This window comes from Desulfallas sp. Bu1-1, assembly GCF_015594625.1.
GTDB lineage: Bacteria > Bacillota > Desulfotomaculia > Desulfotomaculales > Desulfallaceae > JADNRQ01.
The window spans coordinates 55170-72822 of record NZ_JADNRQ010000006.1; the positions used below are offsets into that span (position 1 = coordinate 55170).

Below are 17653 nucleotides of genomic sequence, written 5' to 3' on the forward strand. Positions count from 1 at the left end.
ATAAACCTGTTATTATGAACGAGCATGCTTTTTTCGTTACTCTTATCTATAGGGCGCTCTGGCGGTTTCTTCCGTTCGTTTTGCAATTTTACTATTCAGGTCGGAGCTGCTTAAGGTTAACGCTTGCAGCATACTGCAAATCCGCCGGATCGCCCTTACAACTCGTTATTTTGTCGCGTTAGTGAGTCTTAATTAATCTATTGGTTAATTAACCAGAATATCCTTGAGATCCTGCTCCGGCGTGGTGATCAGCTTCAAATTGTAATTCTCTTGGATCACGCTTAGCACGTTGGGTGTCAGGAACGCCGGGGCGGAGGGACCGATGCGGATGTTCTTCACGCCCAGGTGCAGCAGAGTGAACAGGATAGCCACCGCTTTCTGCTCGAACCAGGACAGCACCAGGCTCAGGGGCAGGTCGTTGACGCCGCAATTGAAGGCGTTGGCCAGCGCCACGGCCACCTGGATGGCGGAGTAGGCGTTGTTGCACTGGCCCATATCCAATAGGCGCGGAATGCCGTCAATTTCTCCAAGGTCCAGGTAGTTGAAACGGTACTTGCCGCAGCCCAGGGTGATGACGATGCAGTCCCGGGGAACCTGCTTGACGAATTCGGTGTAATAGCTGCGGGAAGCTTTGGCGCCTTCGCAGCCGCCCACCAGGAAGATGTGGCGGATTTTGCCGGATTTTACGGCGTCGATCACTTTGTCGGCAATGGACAGCACAAAGTTGTGGTGGAAGCCGGTGGTGAGGGTGCCGCCTTCCTTCTCCGGCAGAGAGCCCAGAGCTTTGGCTTTTTCAATTACCGCCGAGAAGTCCCGGTTCTCGATGTGGGTAACGCCCGGCAGCCTGGCGACGCCGCAGGTGAACATGCGGTCCTTGTATGATTCTTTAGGAATCAGGACGCAGTTGGTGGTGCCCAGGATGGCGCCGGAGAATTCCTCGAATTCCTTCTTCTGGTTCTGCCACGCGGAACCGTAGTGGCCAACCAGGTTCTTGAATTTTTTCAGTTCCGGGTAAGCGTGGGCCGGCAGCATTTCACCGTGGGTGTAAACGTTGACCCCTGCGGCTTCGGCCTGTTTTAGCAGTTCATACATATCCAAAAGGTCATGGCCGGTAATTAAAATGGCGGGGCCGGGTTTAAAGCCGGTGAATACTTGTGTGGGTTCAGGAGAACCAAAACGTTCTACGTTGGCCTTGTCCAGCAGTTCCATGGCGCGCAGGTTCATTTCGCCGCACTCAAGGACTTTCTGCACGTGGTTATTCAGGTCGAAGTTGACGTTGGTGAGGGTGGTAAACAAGGCGTTATGCATGAAAGCGTCAACTTTTTCGTCACGGTAGCCCAGTTCCCCGGCGTGGAAGGAATAGGCTGCGATGCCTTTCAACCCGATAATCAGGGCGTCCTGCAGGCTGGCGATGTCCTCGTTCTTGCCGCATACTCCCACTTTGGTGCAGCCGGTTCCGCCGGCTGTCTGTTCACACTGGTAACAAAACATTCGTATCTTCCTCCTTGAATTTTTTTTCGCTAATCAAGCTGTCATTTATTTTTCTGTTACCTATACTCTAATCGAGAAATCCAATGGCAACTATGATCAAGCTCACACTTTGAATTTAATCTTGGTCACATCAGCCGTCCACTGATCACATCTTGTCGCACGTCGAACGGGTTTCAGTAACTTCCGCCCCCGGCGGTTTACGAGAGTAAAAGCAAGTAATGATTTAATTGCAATCGGCGCAACCGGGGGAAAGACGGCAAGGGGAGGCCACGCCAACCGGGAGCTTAAGCGTATGTACATGGAGGGCCGGGTTTCACGCCGGTTTTTATGAAATTGGAAAGGGAAAACAATGAACGCAATGAACAGGCCAACCGGCAGTTGAACGAACTGTATAAAAAATACCCCGAGCTGCTGCTCCAGGAGCAGGAGTTCACCGCGCGTAAAAGCTGCTTTACGCCGAGCACCAGGTGTGGAAAGACTGCTGGGCGAGGGTATTTTAAGCGAGGAAGCGGGGGACGAAGAAAACGCCGGGTTCTGGAACAGATTGAATCGCTGGAAAATAAAGAACGGTTTTAAAAATGTCAACCCCCGTGGTCTCCGGGGGTTGTTATCTGCAATTAAAGCGCACCACTTATTTCCAAATCATGGTATAATATTTTCTAATATTAAAGGGCAATATTATAATTTGTTATCGTCTTACACTTGGTCTAAATTGGTCCAGAATGCCCAGTGCCATGTGGGCAAGGCCAAAGCCGGTGATGCCTGCGCCCAAACTGCCGCCCACCAGTCTGCCAACCGCCGTCACGACAGCGCCGGTGCCCAAAACGGCCCAGCTTGTTGCATTGCCTTTCATATTATTCACCTCCTGGTTTTATTGTTTCATCGATGGCGGTTACTATGCCGGTATTGCTGATGGAATTATTGAAAACAGTGGGAATGTGAAGCCGGGCACCCTTTAAACAACAATCATGGGGGGATGGAAACTGCAGTTGAAGTTGAACACTTTTTGGTTACTATTAATTTTTTTGACTGGAATATTCAGCCTGCTATATATCTGGTTTACCCTGTTTCCAGGGCGGCCCGGTCCCGATGTGTTTCAGTATTTTAATCAGCAACAGGTGAATCAGGGCCGCGCATACAGCCAGGTGCCGCGGCTGCTGTTTACCGGCAGCTTTTTGCTGCAGGCGGCTTTTTTGCTGTGGTTTGTATTCGGCGGCAGGGCCGTTGCCCTTTCCCGCTGGGTGCAGCAGGTTGCCGGTGGAACAATCTGGTCTTATTTGCTGTTTTTTATATTGCTCTGGTTTATTTTACGGCTAATCAGGCTTCCTTTTACGTTGTACAACAGCTATTTCTGGCAGCACCGCTGGGGCTTTTCCACTCAGACCCCGGGGGCGTGGTGGATGGATTATTTTAAAGGCGCCGGGCTGGAACTGGCGCTGTCCGCCCTGGGGGTTGCGCTGTTGTTCTGGATCATGGGGCGCTGGTCCGGAACCTGGTGGCTGATTGTCGCGACCCTGTTTTCGCTGTGGCTGGTTGTCCAGAGCTTTCTCTGGCCGGTTGTAGTATCGCCCCTGTTCAACCGTTTCGAGCCGGCAAAAGACCCTGCCGTCGTGAACATGGTCCAAAATCTTGCGTGCAAGGCCGGTATACCTGTGGACCAGGTGCTGGTGATGGACGCCAGCCGGCGTACCACCAAGGCCAACGCTTATTTTACCGGTTTGGGCCGGACCAAGCGCATCGTGCTTTACGACAATTTACTGAGGGATTACCCCCTGGACGAGGTTGAAGCGGTGGTGGCGCATGAAATGGCCCACTGGCGCCAGGGACATATTACCAGGGGATTGGCCCTGGGTGTCCTGGGAAATTTTATTGTTTGGGGTGTTTTGTTTGTATTGCTGCGGGTAACGCTGCCGCCGGCCAATCACTACCCGCCTTACACCTGGGCGGTGATTGTGTTGTTTCTCCTGCTGGTTGCCTTTGCCGTCAGCCCGCTGCAAAATTATTTCTCCCGCGCCATGGAACGGGAGGCCGACCGGGTGGCGGTGACGCTGACGGAAAACGTTCCTGCGGCGGTCCGCCTGGAGGTGAACCTGGCCGCTAAAAACCTGTCCGATGTGGCGCCACCGGCCTTTATCCGGTGGTTCAGCTACACCCACCCGCCGGCACTGGAGCGGATCAAGATTATCCGGCAAGCGGGTCAGGAATTGAAGCGAGGATGTTAAAGACGATTTACCAGGATTTTTTCGGGACTATTTATAAGCACCACTTATGAATCACATCATTACTTGATATTTCCATTCGGCCCTCAATGATGATATGTTTTAATTATTACTAATAAAGAGGTGTAAAACTCATTGTCGGCACAAAATAACAATGAAATTATTTTGCAGAACCGGGTTCTTGTCGATGTTACCATAAACCCGATGAGCCGGAAGCATTATATTGAACTGGACCCACCCAGTTTATTAAACAATCAGGCGGATGTTGACAGGTTAATGGCGGCATTAACTGACCGGTATCATAACCTGACAGTCCCTTTGGACTTGATGAATAAAGTGGGTGAAGTATTACGCCAGGCAGCTTGGCGGGTAACAGTGACGGTGGCCGATTTCGGGGGAAATTGGCAAATGATTGATATCGAGCCTGGTGACAAGACGGAACGCCATTTCGGGCTGGCGGTAGACCTGGGAACGACCACCGTGGTAGGTTACCTGGTAGATTTGACCTCTGGGAAAATATTGGGTTCCGCTGCTGATTATAATGAACAGGTCCGGTATGGAGAAGATATATTGACCAGAATTTACCTGGCCGGCACGCCGGAGGGCAGAAAACAGCTGCAGGATGCAGTAGTGAACACATTAAATAATATTATTAACCGCCTGGTACGGGAATTAAAAATAAAGAACGTGGAAATTAGCGCCGTCACCGTGGGCGCCAATACTACGATGGTACACTTGCTTTTAGGGCTTGATCCCTCCCGGATCTGCATGGAACCATATATACCGGTTGTTAATCTGCCGGGCTGCGTTAAAGCATCTGAACCCGGTCTGGCAGTTAACCCCAAAGCGCCTCTTTATTGTTTACCAGGGGTTGGCAGTTATGTGGGCGGAGATATAACCGGCGGCATTCTGGCCAGCGGAATGTATAAAAAGCCGGAACTGGCTGTTTTTATCGATATTGGTACCAATGGGGAAATGATATTGGGGAACAGTGAATGGCTTGCGGCGTGTGCCGGAGCAGCCGGCCCTGCACTGGAAGGCGGTGTTGCCCACGACGGTATGCGGGCTGAGCCGGGGGCTGTTTATCAAGTGCGAATTGATGCGGAAACCGGGAAGGTGGTCTATCGAACTATAGGTGGGCAAAAGGCCGTGGGCATTTGCGGTTCCGGATTGGTAGATTGCCTGGCTGAATTGTTGCTGGCCGGAATCATTGATCGGGCGGGGAAGTTCAGGGACAATAAAAAGGAATTTGTCGTAGTGCCGGCATCTGAATCTGCCACCGGAAAAGATATTACTTTTACCCAGACCGATATTGATAATATCATGCGCACCAAGAGCGCTGTTAATACAGCTTTGGAAGTGTTGCTTGAAGGTGTGGGATGCCAATTGGCTGACATAGAAACTTTTTATGCCGCAGGAGCTTTTGGGCAGTATCTGGATCTGGAATCAGCCATAACCATAGGATTGTATCCGGACTTGCCCCGGGAACGAATGATCCGGCTAGGTAACAGTTCCGGGGAAGGAGCCAGACTGGTGCTGATATCCGGTGACAGCAGACGGGAGGCCGAAAAGATAGCGCGCAGCATAACGTATTTTGAGCTTAACGCCAGCGAGGTATTTATGAATAAGTTTGTGGGCAGTAAATTTCTGCCCCATACCAATCTTGATTACTATCCCACCGTAAAAGAAAAGATGCTCCGGCGGGGACTGTTGCGCGATTAGACCATACTAATAATGGTGACAAAGGAGCAGTTGGAATTGAATAGGAAGGATAATGAAGATAGATATCGCCAAACAGGCGAACGGCAGCATATACAAGAACACCTGGCGAACGAGCGAACTTTCCTGTCCTGGATCCGTACTTCTGTAGCCATTTTGGCCTTTGGTTTTGTAATTGAAAAATTTTCGGCATATTTACATTTCTTGGAATATCAGGACAGCATGTTTTCCACTCCGACTAGAGGGGTGGCAGATTATCTGGGAGTGGCTTTTAGCATAATGTCAGGGTTGGTTGTAATCCTGGCTGCCGCCCGTTACCTGCAAACTCGCTCCCAGATTGACCAGGGTACATACCGTCCTTCACTTACGGCTGACTTGTTGCTGGCTGCCACGTTATTATTAGTTACGGTACTGGTAGTGATTTATCTGTTGCGCACACCTCTTCCCCGTTGATTCTTTGAGTGCGTAGCCGGGTAGAAGATGAGCATACCCTTATCTCAGATTAATAATCCTCATAGAACAACTCGAAAAAGCCCGGGGTGGTTACTACCGGGCATATTTGATTTTGTATAAGTACCTCATTATAAGACTTATTATAATCAGGTATTTCCAATCCCTCCAATTGTTGCGGTAAACTTTAGAAAGAAAATTTGGAAGGAGGATTGGGATGCAGGTTGCTGTTCTTCAACGTAAAAATTTTCTTCACGGTAGTATCCAGGGACTCGTTCTAACTATGGTAGTGGGAGTCCTTGCCCAAAACATGATCCGCGTACCTCTTTTGTCAGTACCCGGGCCAATGGTTATCGCTATTTTAGTTGGAATGGCCTGGCGGGCACTTATGGGAATCCCAAAATATGCCAACACAGGAATAAACTTTGCGAGCAAGAGACTCTTGCGCTATGGTATTGTTTTAATGGGTGTTCGTCTCAACCTGGATGCCATTTTTGCTACAGGTCCCCAAATTATTCTCCTGGATACATTAATAATTATTATGGCTGTTGTTATTATATGCTATCTAGGAAGAATACTGGCTGTTGAAGAAAAATTAGCCTTGCTGACAGCAGTAGGGACAGGTATCTGTGGAGCCGCTGCTGTTGCTGCGGTCGCGCCCACGATTAAAGCGAATCAGGATGAAACAGTGGTAGCTGTGGCTAGTGTTGCTGTTCTGGGGACCATTGGTAGTATTTTATACATTCTGTTAAAACCATTTCTGGGGTTGGATTTAGATGAATACGGTATTTTTGTGGGAGCAACCTTACACGAAGTCGCCCATGTGGTGGCAGCATCTCAGCCGGCAGGTGATTCTGCGGCCAGTATGGCTATTTTAACCAAACTCGGCCGGGTGGCACTATTAATTCCCGTTACTCTTGGGATTAGTCTTTGGTTTAACCTGAGGGGTGCAGGGAAGGAACAAAGCGCCGGATCGCAGGGTTTGACAATTCCCTGGTTTATTTTCGGCTTTTTAGGTCTGAGTTGTCTCAATACCTTTGGTTTAATTCCTCATGATCTTACTTCTGTGATGCTTCACATCAGCAGTCTTCTTATGATAATTGCGATGGCGGGCATGGGACTTAGCGTAGATATTGTGATGTTTAAGCGCATGGGAATAAAGTCGCTGTTTATCGGATTTATCGGCTCACTGGTTATCTCAGTTGCCGGCTTATTAGTTATTCGTACCCTGCATTTTTAGGGTTGGGGGGTTTTAAAATGCTGAGCAAGTTAGCAGAAGAACTGTTGGCCAAAAATCAACTGGAGGCTGTGGATACATCCATTAACAGAATTATCCTGGCAGTAGACGGTTCTGCTCCGGCTATTGAAGCAACTAAATATGCAATGGGTTTGGCTAAACGGAATAGCTCAGAAATAATTGCTGTATTTGTTGATCCAGATGGAGAAGATGCAGTCATCCCAGAAAATGAATGGGAGCTGCTGGCTAAAAAGACTAAGCGAGTTCGCTATGGATTGGCAGGCTTAAAGCTTGCCCATAAATACGGTAAAGCATACTGTATAAATGTGAAATTGCTTCTTTTAAGCGGCAATCCCGTGAAGCAAATCATTAACGTTGCTGAAAAAGAAGGAGCTGACTTAATCATTACAGGAGATACCGGCTTAACGGGAATCAAAAGAATAGCCTTAGGAAGCATTGCTGAAGCTGTAGTTGAAGCATCTGACATTCCCGTTCTAGTTGTTAAAAGGAGGAAGGTACTATGAATTTATACCAGTTTCATATTTTTAAAACAGTGGCTGATAAAAAGAGTTTTTCCGGGGCTGCACAAGCCCTTTTTATCTCTCAGCCGGCAGTCAGTATGCATATCAAATCTCTGGAAGACCATTTCGGCACAAGATTGTTTGATCGTAACACCCAACAAGTAACCATCACAGAAGCTGGTCGTATTCTATATGAATATGTGGAAAAGATCTTGTCATTGCTGGAGGAAGCTGAAAAAGATATTTCCGCTTTCACCGGCTGTATACGAGGCACCTTATCGGTAGGAGCAAGTTTTACCTTGGGCGAATATGTGATTCCGCAAGTTTTGGGGTGCTTTAAAAAACAACATCCCCAGGTAAGGGTTTTACTAAAGGTGACCAACACAGAACAAATAGTTAAGCTGGTGTTAAAGCAGGCGCTGGACTTGGGGCTTGTGGAAAGTCGCGTGAATAACTTTGAATTGATTGCAAAACCTTTTATGAAAGACGAACTGATTGTTTTGCTTCCCGTCGACCATCCCTTGGCTGGTAAGAAGTTTATCTTGATTGATGAACTTGTGGCGTTGCCTTTTATCTTGAGAGAACAAGGGTCGGGTACAAGGAAGATAACAGAAGATAGATTAAGGGAAGCAGGTATAAATCTATCTGAATTAAACGTGGTTATGGAATTAGGAAGTACCGAAGCGGTAAAGGAGGCTGTGGAAGCCGGGTTTGGTGCAACAATTATTTCTAAATGGGCAGTACAAAAAGAATTGAAGTTGGGTACTCTCGTTTCGGTTAAAGTCAAGGATGTTTCTCTAGTACGGAAGTTTTATGTAATTTATAATAAAAACAAGTTCCAAACACCGGTAGTAAAAGAATTCATATCCTTTCTGAGTTCGTTTTGCTTTCAGGAAGATTCAATCGAAAAACTTGCCTAATAGAAATAATTTACTCGCCCGGCCATAAATCCCGGTTTTGCTTCGATGAGCGGTAATCCCAATGATTGTAATGCATATTACGAGCCAGGCTCCGCCCGCGGCAAAACCGGCCAGCACGTCACTGGGGTAATGAACCCCCAAATAAACCCGGCTGATACCGATGGTGAGAATGAACAGGGCAAAAACGCCGGCCAGGAACCGGGCCGGGCGCGAGTCAGGATGGTTCCGGCCAAGCAAGTAGGCAACAGCGCCGTAAAAAGCGATGCTCATCATGGCATGGCCGCTGGGAAAGCTGAAGCCGGAAGCGGGAACCAGCGGGTTGTCGGGTCGGGGCCTGTGAAACAATTCCTTTAATTGATCCAAGATAAACCAGCTTCCGGTGGTTGAAAGGATGATTAAAAACAGTTCGTTCAGCGGGCGTTTCAAAAGGTAAAAAATAACCACCAGGATAGGAACGATTACAAACATTGTTTTAGTATTGGCCCCAAAAGTAACAGCCAACATTATTGCCGTCACCTGCGGGCTGGTTAAGTGCCTGACCGCATCGCTGACCGTCTTGTCGAAGGCGAGAATGTAATTATATACCACGCCCAGGGCCAGGGCGATGAAAACCAGGATTAATAAAGAGGCCAGCAGCAAGTTGCGCGGAAGGCCGGCCAACCTTGTATCGCGATGATGAATCATTCGGTTCTCCCCTTTGCTGAAAGAAACCTGGTATTAATTATACCATAGGAATAGTGGACGGTCAGTTTTCATCGATCATATCTTCCATTTTTTCTTTGATCATCTCAGCCACGCTCATACCCGTTTTTTTCCGGTCGTCCCAGGGCCTGGGCGGTTTCTCCCGGCCGGGCAGCAACTGGGGTGAATGTAATTCATTGTTTTTGTCCAAACCGATCACCTCGAAAACAGTATTGTTGCATATGGCCCGGATTGTTGCATATGGCCCGGGTAACAGTTAAATATACATATGCTTGCTATAGTATTTGTCCGGATCATTTTTTTTAGTAGCGGGGGGAAAGGAGGTGGTGAACTTGGGAAAAGCATTGATCATTTTATTCACCCTGGTTGCGGTGTTTTTAGCCTCCGGGCCGGCGGCCGCCTACCGGGGAGACATTACAGAGATAACCGGCCGGGGTATTTGTACCGCAGCCGGGTTATCCTCGATGGATATTAATTTCGACCGGATCACCCCTCTTATCCCGGGGGCCAGCAGGGAATGGAATGAATCCCAGCAAAAAGTTATTGAGAGTTTTTATAAAAGAGGGACGGGCGCCTGGAGTATACCGGTCTTCTTTGTCTACGTGGTGGTTGCCCTGGTGTCAATAATTTTTCTTTACATAGTTGCTAGCGCCATAAAAAAGCGGCGGTAAGATAAACACTCCCGCGGTGCCACCGGTGGTTTGCAGGGGAATCCATAAAGTCTGATCTTTTGAGCCGGAGCGGAAAGGAGTCCCGGATAAATTGAACTCCGTGCCGTTAATCGTAGCCTTATTGTTTCCTTCCATAAAATTAATAATTTGACCGGTTAAATTAAAGGAACAATACAATTTCCCGTTAAATTCTTTTTTATCGCAGGCCAGGTGAAGCAGCTGTTCCAACTGGTCCGACGATATGAATGTATGATTGTCTTTTAGAATTCCGGTAAAACTTTCCTTATCTATATCTATATTATCCCATATGCAAGCGCCCGGTTCGTTTTTTATAACCGCTATCTTGATCCGGGCAAGTTTGACTTTTTCTCGGATTTCAGCGTAGAGGCGGTAACCCCCCCGTTTTTATTTTCCAGCCGGGAATAAATGATTACAGGGTTTGCGCCGGTATTGATAAACCTGAGGTCTTTCGCGCCCCAGACAACGGTGGCGTCCGTGCCGGCGGGGGCATACCGCACGGGCAAGGTAGCGTAAGGGCACAAAAATTCTGGCTTTTTGAATGTACGGCTCCGCGTCCACTTGATACGTGGCGCCGTTAACGCTGTATTCCCGGCTATTTAGCGTAAATACGATGGTGCGGCGTGAGCAGCCGTCATGGATAAAAATAGAAGGGCCAGGCTGATTGTTAGCCGGGTGCATGTTTTTTTCACTATCAAGGAACCTCCATGTTTACTGTTCTCAGTTCAAACCGGGAACATCGTGTTTGAATTTTCCCAACCGTATTTCTATTGGTGATTTCGCTATAATATTCCTGAATCCTTTTATTTGCGAAGGCATAAAAAAAGCCCCTTGGAAGGGCCTTCAATTAATGGCTGAGTCCAGCCGTAACAAGGTTGATTTAGAGAGGCGGGAGTCCTCCGGGCTGTTTATGATGGAAGGCGGATATTTTCTCTGTTTGACGCTATAATATATTTAAAAGCAAACAGAAGGAGGTAATCCGTTGATCGACAGACCCGATCGTCCTGAACTGCAGGAGGACCTGCACCGCCCGGTGGGCGCGCCCCGGGCCAGGGAAATCAAGTCCCAAAAGGCACAACTGCAAAGCGAGCACCGGCATGGAACGAATAAAGGCGTGAAGCTGGAAATGTCCGAAAAAACCGGCTTAAAAAACGAGTAATAAAGGCGGCAGTTATTGAGTGCTTTATTTCATTTCATGAAGTAGCTTAAAAAAGGTTACCCGGAAGGGGTAACCTATTTACCTTAACGCTTATTTTAGTTTCCGGTTGTCGAGCAAAACTTCGGCGCCGGCTCTGATGCGCAGGTAATCCTGGGCCGCCTCTTCGTTGGCTTCCTTGTTTATGACATCCAGTTCCTCGTGGATTAGAAATGAGTCTTCTCTTCTGGACAAGAAAATCACCTCCCGTGCTTAGTTTGAACAACTTTAGAACTCGCCATCCGGGCGATGCCTGTAAATTTAAGGTAATACTGCAACTAATTTGACTGACACGGGAATTGTTCAACAATGCGCCGGGGACATCCGGGAAATGGATGAACTGCGGCAAAGGACAAATAACACCTGGGAGTGGCAAACGGGGAAAATATGGGTTTCCTGGGAGGAATGGATTTGTAAAGATTGATGAATTGTCCTTATCCTATCTTAAAAAGGCACAAGTGCGTTTTAAAGCGTTGTTTTTTTACAAGGAGAACAAGGCATACTCCGACGTGGTAAGGGAAGCTCAGGAGTTAGTGGAGCTTTTGTTAAAGGCTGTTTTGAGGGCCATTGGAGTAGAAGTGCCTAAAGTACATGATGTGGGCCGGACATTGGAAAAGCATCGCTCTTTGCTTCCTCCGGCCCTTGTTGACACTCTGGACGATTTTGTCAAAGTAAATTTGATATTAATTATAGCTGATTAACGAAGAAAAAGTTTTATCAAGGGTCTTTTTAAATGAAAGAGGGGGGTTTAAAATGCAGGTGCGCTTGACGACGCTTTGTGAAAACACGGCGGGGGGCATTGGATTTACCGGCGAGTGGGGCCTGTCCATCCTGGTGGAGGCCGGCGGGCACGCGGTGCTCTTGGACACGGGCTTCAGCGACTCGGTGGTGCGTAACGCTTCCGTGGCCGGTGTGGATTTGAGTAAAGTGGACAAGATCGTGATCAGCCACGGCCATACCGATCACACCGGTGGGCTGCGGCTGCTGCTGCAGAGATTGCGAAAAAGAGTTGAGGTATACGCGCACCCCGAAATGTGGGGCAAGAAATATATCCGGGTTGTTCTTCCGGGCGGCAAGGACGGGCTTTTCCGGTACGTGGGGGTGCCCTTTTGCCGCGAGGAACTGGAAGGTCTCGGGGCATCGTTTAATTTAACCGGGGAGCCGGTTTGGCTGAACGAGCACATGGTTACCACCGGGGAAGTGCCCATGGTCACACCCTTTGAACAGGTGGACGACAACATGTATATCAAATCCGACGCTGGTTTTGTGCCCGATACCCTCCCCGGCGACCAGTCGTTGATTGTCAAGACGGACAAAGGCCTGGTGGTGGTGCTGGGCTGTGCCCACCGGGGCATGGTCAACACCATGCTGCACGCGCAGAAGATCACGGGAGTTGAAAAAATATACGCCGTTGTCGGCGGAACCCACCTGATCCGGGCGCAGCAAAACCAGCTTGATGAATCAATTGCGGCGCTGCGCGAGTTCGGCGTTGAAAAAATTGGTGTGTCCCACTGCACCGGGTTGCCGGCGGCGGCGTTTCTGGCCCGGGAATTCGGGGACAAGTTCTTTTTCAACAATGCCGGAACTGTTATCGAGCTATAGCATATTCATATGTAGATCACATATCGCGATATATCGCGCCCCCACGACCGGGCCCAGTATCCGGCCCATACTCCGAATGATTGCATAATCCCCAAGGTACTTCCCTGCCTGCTTTCGGAGGAAAATAATTGCGGTCATTCTCCTTTCCACAGGTTTATTTTGTGGTTGGAGGCCGTTTTTTTTTGGCTGTATTTTTCACTTGGATGTTGGGTAAAAGTTCTGATTAATCATATTGAAATATCAACCCGGTAATAATAAGCAATATAAAACTACCGGGGGTGGAATTCTTGTCGGATAAGGATAAAGCCCTGCAGCGGAGGGTGCAGCAATTTTTGGACAATGACAAGGATTTAAAGGGTTACGGTCTCAAGGCGAACGTCGTTGACGGGGAAGTTCAGGTCAGCGGCGTTGTGGACACGCTGTCGGAAAAAACACGACTGGAAGAGAACCTGAAAAAGATGCCGGGAGTCAAAAGGTTGGAACTGGGGTTGGCCGTAAGCACGGACGGGGCCATTGACGACAAGTCGGTGACGGAAGAGGTGATGGAAGAACTGAACGCCAATCCTCAGGTCAAGCTGCGGCACATAGGGGCAAAGTCCGTGGACGGCACGGTTTATCTCATGGGTACGGTGGAAACACCGGGGGAGGAGCAGGAGGCCATCAAAACCGCGCAAAAGGCCCGGGGAGTTACGGGTGTGGTCAGCCAGTTGAAAATCCGCCCGGGCGGGTATGATGACTACGACCTGGATGCCATCTTCCACCACCAGGTGAACAATGACAACGAGGACGAGGGAGAGGCCAGGCTATTTTAGCAAACGGGGGTATTGACGGTGAGCGAACATAAACTGGAATATATCGGTGATGAGCAGCGGCTGGTGGTGGATAAGCTGGTGGAGAGGGCGGAAGAGGCACGGGAGGCCCTTGTGCGCTTGTCCCAGGAGGAAATCGACAAGGTAGTCCAGGCCATGGCCCTGGCCGGGCTGGACCAGCACATGGAACTGGCCCGGCTGGCGGTGGAAGAGACAAAACGTGGCGTCTTTGAAGATAAAATGATTAAAAACATCTTCGCCACGGAGTCGGTGTACCACAGCATCAAGTATAAGAAAACGGTGGGCGTGATCAGGGTGGACGAGGAGGAGGATTACATGGAGGTGGCCGAGCCCGTGGGGGTGATCGCCGCCGTCATTCCCGTGACCAACCCCACTTCCACCACCATGTTCAAGGCCCTGATCTGCATCAAAACAGCCAATCCGGTGATCTTCAGTTTTCATCCCGGGGCGCAAAAGTGTAGCGCGGCGGCGGCTAAAGTAATGCTTGAAGCGGCGGTGAAGGCCGGGGCGCCGGAACACTGCATCGGCTGGATTGAGCAGTCCTCCATCGAGGCTACCCGGTACCTGATGCATCACCCGGGGGTACACCTGATCCTGGCCACGGGAGGCGCCGGGCTGGTGCGGGCCGCTTACAGCACTGGAAAGCCCGCCCTGGGGGTGGGGCCGGGTAACGTCCCCTGCTACATTGAAAAGTCGGCCAATATCAAGCGCGCAGTCACCGACCTGATCCTGAGCAAGACTTTCGACAACGGGATGATTTGCGCTTCGGAACAGTCGGTGATTATCGACAGCGATATTTTTCAGGAAGTCACTTCCTTAATGAAGTCCTACGGCTGTTATTTCCTTAACGAGGAAGAGACGGCCGAACTGGAACAACTGGTCGCCAAGGGGGAAGACTGCAGCCTCAACCCGGCCATAGTGGGGCAGCCCGCGTATGATATCGCACGGATGGCGGGCTTTGAGGTGCCACGGGACACCAAGGTGCTGGTGGCTCCCCAGCAAGGAGTCGGCCCCGGGCATCCCCTATCCATGGAAAAGTTAAGCCCCATTTTGGCCTGCTACGAGGTTGCCGGTTATGAGGAGGGCATCCGGCGCTGCGAGGAAATCATCGGCTTCGGAGGGCTGGGGCACTCGGCCGTGCTGCATTCCGAGAACAAGGACGTGGTTGCGCTGTTCTCCCGGCGCATGCGCGCCGGGAGAATCATCATCAACTCGCCGGCTTCGCACGGAGCCATCGGGGACCTTTATAACGTCAATGTACCCTCCCTGACCCTGGGTTGCGGTTCCATGGGGCACAACGCCACCACTTCCAACGTCAGCGTGGACAACCTGATCAACATCAAGCGGGTGACCGGGAGGCGGGAAAAACTGCAATGGTTCCGGGTGCCGGAGCGAATCTACTTTTCTCCGGGGGCCGTGCAATACCTGGAAAAAATGCAGGGGATTGAGCGGGCCATTATCGTTACCGACCCGGGGATAGTGAAGCTGGGCTTCGTGGAGAAGGTGGTTTATCACCTGAACAAGCGAAATAACCCCGTGAACATCGAGGTGTTTTCCGGTGTGGAGCCCGACCCCTCGGTGGATACCGTGAAAAAGGGCGTAGAATTAATGAAGCAGTTCCGCCCGGACACCATCATCGCCCTGGGGGGCGGCTCTCCCATCGACGCCGCCAAGGCCATGTGGCTATTTTACGAACACCCGGAAGTGGAGTTCGATTTTTTGCGCCTGAAATTCCTGGATATCCGTAAGCGCACCTATAAATACCCCAAGCTGGGGCGGCGGGCCCGGCTGGTGGCCATCCCCACAACCAGCGGCACGGGGTCGGAGGTAAGTGCCTTTGCGGTGATTACCCACAAGGGCGAGGATGTCAAGTATCCCCTGGCCGATTATGAACTAACCCCCGACGTGGCGATTATCGACCCGGATTTTGTGGCTACGCTGCCGCCGGCGGTGACTGCGGACACCGGTTTGGACGTGCTGACCCACGCCATTGAGGCTTATGTATCCGTAATGGCTTCGGATTACACCGATGCCATGGCACTGAAGGCGGTGGAGCTGGTGTTCAAGTATCTGCCCGAAAGTTACAGGGGCGGGGACAATTTTGTGGCCCGCAGCAAAATGCACAATGCATCCTGCATTGCGGGCATGGCTTTCACCAACGCCTTTTTGGGCGTCTGCCACAGCCTGGCCCATAAAATCGGGGGTGAGTTTCACATTCCCCACGGGCGGGCCAATGCCATTTTGCTGCCTCACGTGATCAGGTATAACGCCGAAGTTCCCAGCAAGTTCGCCGCTTTTCCCCAGTACGAGTATTTTCAGGCGCCGGAAAAATACAGGCGGATGGCGGCCTTTTTGGGCCTGCCGGCGGGTACGGTGGAAGAAGGGGTCAACAGCCTGATTGCCGCGGTGGAAAAACTGCGCGCCGGTGTTGGTATCCCTTCCACCATCGCGGAATGCGGGGTGGATGCCGCGGTGTTCAAACAAAAAGTGCCCGGATTGGCGGAGAAGGCCTTTGTCGACCAGTCCACCACCGCCAACCCCCGTATGCCCCTGATCCAGGAACTGGCAGGCATCCTGATGCGGGCCTATGACCGGCCGCACGCTTAAAAAAAGGGTTCCAGTATTGGAACCCGTGAGCCAGGAGATCTTTAAGGTTTTTCATCCATGATCAAGGCGTGGCTGATCAGGTGATGCAGGTGGATCACCCGGCAACCTTCCAGATTGTAGTACTTGATGATGTCGGTTAACTGGTCGAAGCAGTTGTGGCAGGGACAGGCTATCAACTTGCATCCCGTTGCTTTAATCTGGTCCGCTTTGAGTTTCCCCTTGGCCATCCGGTAGGGATAGATATCCTTGCCCATGGCCAACAGTCCGCCGCCACCGCCGCAACAGTAGTTCATAACTCCGTTGGGATGCATTTCCCTGAAATCAGTTACCGTTTTCTTTAAAACATAGCGCATGGCGTCTCCCAGGCCCTGCTTGCGTACGGAGTTGCAGGGGTCGTGCAAAGTGATGGGCTCGGTATTTTTGCTGGGATCCACCTTTAACAGGCCGGCTTCAAACCATTCCACATATTTTTCAACAATGCTTTTGACCGGGTATGTATTGTCCTTCTCCAGCCAAACCTTGGGGCCCCACTTGTTGGCGTGGGTCGCGTGGCCGCACTCCGTCACCACCAGCTCTTTCACCTTTAGCCGCTTAACTTCATCTGCGTAGCGCTGGGTTATGATCCGCGCTTCCTCGTCATTGCCGTTGAACAGGGCGTAGTGCGTGGCGTCCCACCACCGGCTGCTGCATGTCCAATCCGCGCCCACATACCACATGATCTTGGCGATGCTCTGCACGTCGTGAGGATAGTACTTGATTTCCCGGGGGTCCCAGAGAAACAGAAACTCGGCGCCTTCCTTGTCGATGGGAATTTTGGCGTTGGGGTCTCCCACTTCCTCCTGCAGTTCCTCTTCCATCCACTCCAGCGTTTCCAGGTAGTCTTCGGTGGAAACTTCCATCTGGTTGCCGGTTTTGATCTGGGCGTCCACAACGTCCTGGAGAAATCCGGGCGCTCTCAAGCCGAAATTGCCCCTGACGGTGCGTACCAGGGTCAACACTTCCACTCCCATGGGGCATTCCATGGTGCAACGCCCGCACTGGGTGCAGGCCCAAATGAAATCGGAGTTCAACACTTCGTCCTTCATGCCCAAAGTCAGCATCCGGATGAATTTCCTGGGATCGGCGTTGTCGTGAACGCCGTTGTAGGGACATCCCGCGCTGCACATGCCGCAGGACAGGCAATTGTAAAAATTTTCGCGATTACTGGTAGTGCAGGCTTTTGAAATAACTTCGTTCATAAAATTGGGGTCAAGATTTTTGGCCAGAATAACACTCACTTTTTATCCCCCTCACCCAAATAGTTAATTAACAATAGTTTAAAACCATAATGAAACATTGTCAATTAACAATAATGCAATTTATCCATCGTTAGTTCGTAAACTTTCCATTCTTTATTCACAGTTTGTTCACAATTACTGGGTAGAATATAATTAGCGCAGGAAAATCAACAAAATTCCTGTGTAACCGGGAA

The 17653-nt window shown here is 50.3% G+C and carries 20 protein-coding genes and 1 pseudogene; 13 read left to right on the top strand and 8 right to left on the bottom strand.

The annotated features are described in order from the left end of the window. Nucleotides 1-204: 204 nt before the first annotated feature. Nucleotides 205-1491: a hydroxylamine reductase gene (gene hcp / locus IT084_RS07870; RefSeq protein ID WP_195712307.1), complete on the bottom strand. Its 1287-nt coding sequence runs from the start codon at nt 1489-1491 to the stop codon at nt 205-207. A 327-nt stretch (nt 1492-1818) separates the two neighbouring features. On the opposite strand from hcp, the gene IT084_RS07875 reads away from it, so the two are divergent. Further along, nucleotides 1819-2067 (top strand): hypothetical protein, encoded by a 249-nt coding sequence (locus tag IT084_RS07875; RefSeq protein WP_195712308.1) that lies wholly within the window; start codon nt 1819-1821, stop codon nt 2065-2067. A 112-nt stretch (nt 2068-2179) separates the two neighbouring features. Here IT084_RS07875 and IT084_RS07880 read toward each other — a convergent pair whose 3' ends face one another. Beyond that, nucleotides 2180-2344 carry a hypothetical protein gene (locus IT084_RS07880; protein WP_195712309.1) on the bottom strand — a complete coding sequence of 55 codons (165 nt, stop codon included), beginning with the start codon at nt 2342-2344 and terminating at the stop codon, nt 2180-2182. A 130-nt stretch (nt 2345-2474) separates the two neighbouring features. Here IT084_RS07880 and IT084_RS07885 point away from each other — a divergent pair, with 130 nt between their 5' ends. The 6 genes from IT084_RS07885 (at nt 2475) to IT084_RS07910 (ending at nt 8557) form a co-directional block, all read left to right on the top strand. After that, on the top strand, nt 2475-3713 hold the full coding sequence (locus tag IT084_RS07885) for a M48 family metallopeptidase (RefSeq protein WP_395879602.1): 1239 nt from the start codon (nt 2475-2477) through the stop codon (nt 3711-3713). Nucleotides 3714-3845: 132 nt separating this feature from the next. Continuing rightward, the gene (locus tag IT084_RS07890; RefSeq protein ID WP_195712311.1) at nt 3846-5432 is read left to right on the top strand and encodes an ASKHA domain-containing protein; all 1587 of its coding nucleotides are present in this window, start codon (nt 3846-3848) and stop codon (nt 5430-5432) included. Between the two features lie 36 nt (nt 5433-5468). Then, complete coding sequence (locus IT084_RS07895) at nt 5469-5882, top strand: YidH family protein (RefSeq protein ID WP_243276841.1); 414 nt, start codon at nt 5469-5471, stop codon at nt 5880-5882. A gap of 214 nt (nt 5883-6096) precedes the next feature. After that, nucleotides 6097-7119 carry a YeiH family protein gene (locus tag IT084_RS07900; RefSeq protein WP_195712313.1) on the top strand — a complete coding sequence of 341 codons (1023 nt, stop codon included), beginning with the start codon at nt 6097-6099 and terminating at the stop codon, nt 7117-7119. Nucleotides 7120-7136: 17 nt separating this feature from the next. Then, the gene (locus IT084_RS07905; RefSeq protein ID WP_195712314.1) at nt 7137-7640 is read left to right on the top strand and encodes a universal stress protein; all 504 of its coding nucleotides are present in this window, start codon (nt 7137-7139) and stop codon (nt 7638-7640) included. Continuing rightward, nucleotides 7637-8557, top strand: coding sequence for a selenium metabolism-associated LysR family transcriptional regulator (locus IT084_RS07910; protein ID WP_195712315.1), 921 nt, complete (start codon nt 7637-7639; stop codon nt 8555-8557). The genes IT084_RS07905 and IT084_RS07910 overlap by 4 nt, the downstream gene beginning before the upstream one ends. Here IT084_RS07910 and IT084_RS07915 read toward each other — a convergent pair. Both IT084_RS07915 and IT084_RS07920 read right to left on the bottom strand, forming a co-directional pair. Further along, nucleotides 8537-9241, bottom strand: coding sequence for a phosphatase PAP2 family protein (locus IT084_RS07915; protein ID WP_195712316.1), 705 nt, complete (start codon nt 9239-9241; stop codon nt 8537-8539). The two genes, IT084_RS07910 and IT084_RS07915, sit on opposite strands and share 21 nt — an antisense overlap. A 61-nt stretch (nt 9242-9302) precedes the next feature. Continuing rightward, complete coding sequence (locus IT084_RS07920; RefSeq protein ID WP_195712317.1) at nt 9303-9449, bottom strand: hypothetical protein; 147 nt, start codon at nt 9447-9449, stop codon at nt 9303-9305. Between the two features lie 142 nt (nt 9450-9591). Here IT084_RS07920 and IT084_RS07925 point away from each other — a divergent pair, with 142 nt between their 5' ends. Further along, nucleotides 9592-9930: a hypothetical protein gene (locus IT084_RS07925; protein WP_195712318.1), complete on the top strand. Its 339-nt coding sequence runs from the start codon at nt 9592-9594 to the stop codon at nt 9928-9930. 338 nt (nt 9931-10268) lie between these two features. Here IT084_RS07925 and IT084_RS18990 read toward each other — a convergent pair whose 3' ends face one another. Both IT084_RS18990 and IT084_RS18995 read right to left on the bottom strand, forming a co-directional pair. Then, the gene (locus IT084_RS18990; protein ID WP_395879577.1) at nt 10269-10448 is read right to left on the bottom strand and encodes a VanW family protein; all 180 of its coding nucleotides are present in this window, start codon (nt 10446-10448) and stop codon (nt 10269-10271) included. A gap of 7 nt (nt 10449-10455) precedes the next feature. Beyond that, nucleotides 10456-10629: pseudogene (locus IT084_RS18995) on the bottom strand (stalk domain-containing protein); the annotation flags it as partial. Between the two features lie 301 nt (nt 10630-10930). Between IT084_RS18995 and IT084_RS07935 the strand changes: the two are divergent. Then, a complete protein-coding gene (locus IT084_RS07935) occupies nt 10931-11107 on the top strand; it encodes a hypothetical protein (RefSeq protein WP_195712320.1) in 177 nt (58 codons plus the stop codon). A gap of 90 nt (nt 11108-11197) precedes the next feature. On the opposite strand, the gene IT084_RS07940 is transcribed toward IT084_RS07935, so the two are convergent. Further along, nucleotides 11198-11338, bottom strand: a complete 141-nt coding sequence (locus IT084_RS07940; RefSeq protein WP_195712321.1) for a hypothetical protein — start codon at nt 11336-11338, stop codon at nt 11198-11200. Nucleotides 11339-11478: 140 nt separating this feature from the next. Between IT084_RS07940 and IT084_RS07945 the strand changes: the two genes are divergently transcribed. From IT084_RS07945 to adhE, 4 genes are all read left to right on the top strand, one after another. Further along, nucleotides 11479-11844: a HEPN domain-containing protein gene (locus IT084_RS07945; protein ID WP_195712322.1), complete on the top strand. Its 366-nt coding sequence runs from the start codon at nt 11479-11481 to the stop codon at nt 11842-11844. Between the two features lie 52 nt (nt 11845-11896). Next, complete coding sequence (locus IT084_RS07950) at nt 11897-12745, top strand: MBL fold metallo-hydrolase (protein WP_195712323.1); 849 nt, start codon at nt 11897-11899, stop codon at nt 12743-12745. Between the two features lie 287 nt (nt 12746-13032). Next, on the top strand, nt 13033-13557 hold the full coding sequence (locus tag IT084_RS07955; protein ID WP_195712324.1) for a BON domain-containing protein: 525 nt from the start codon (nt 13033-13035) through the stop codon (nt 13555-13557). An 18-nt stretch (nt 13558-13575) separates the two neighbouring features. Then, nucleotides 13576-16182 (top strand): bifunctional acetaldehyde-CoA/alcohol dehydrogenase, encoded by a 2607-nt coding sequence (gene adhE / locus IT084_RS07960; protein ID WP_313885447.1) that lies wholly within the window; start codon nt 13576-13578, stop codon nt 16180-16182. 41 nt (nt 16183-16223) lie between these two features. Here the strand turns inward: adhE and IT084_RS07965 are convergent, their stop codons facing one another. After that, complete coding sequence (locus IT084_RS07965; protein ID WP_313885448.1) at nt 16224-17459, bottom strand: (Fe-S)-binding protein; 1236 nt, start codon at nt 17457-17459, stop codon at nt 16224-16226. Nucleotides 17460-17653 lie beyond the last annotated feature (194 nt).

What these genes read in the sequence shown, in the direction of transcription:
- IT084_RS07905 (WP_195712314.1), top strand. Translation starts at nt 7,137, where the DNA reads ATGCTGAGCAAGTTAGCAGAAGAACTGTTGGCCAAAAATCAACTGGAG.
- IT084_RS07910 (WP_195712315.1), top strand. Translation starts at nt 7,637, where the DNA reads ATGAATTTATACCAGTTTCATATTTTTAAAACAGTGGCTGATAAAAAG.
- IT084_RS07880 (WP_195712309.1), bottom strand. Translation starts at nt 2,344, where the DNA reads ATGAAAGGCAATGCAACAAGCTGGGCCGTTTTGGGCACCGGCGCTGTC.
- IT084_RS07875 (WP_195712308.1), top strand. Translation starts at nt 1,819, where the DNA reads ATGAAATTGGAAAGGGAAAACAATGAACGCAATGAACAGGCCAACCGG.
- IT084_RS07945 (WP_195712322.1), top strand. Translation starts at nt 11,479, where the DNA reads ATGAACTGCGGCAAAGGACAAATAACACCTGGGAGTGGCAAACGGGGA.
- IT084_RS07950 (WP_195712323.1), top strand. Translation starts at nt 11,897, where the DNA reads ATGCAGGTGCGCTTGACGACGCTTTGTGAAAACACGGCGGGGGGCATT.
- IT084_RS07900 (WP_195712313.1), top strand. Translation starts at nt 6,097, where the DNA reads ATGCAGGTTGCTGTTCTTCAACGTAAAAATTTTCTTCACGGTAGTATC.
- hcp (WP_195712307.1), bottom strand. Translation starts at nt 1,491, where the DNA reads ATGTTTTGTTACCAGTGTGAACAGACAGCCGGCGGAACCGGCTGCACC.
- IT084_RS07915 (WP_195712316.1), bottom strand. Translation starts at nt 9,241, where the DNA reads ATGATTCATCATCGCGATACAAGGTTGGCCGGCCTTCCGCGCAACTTG.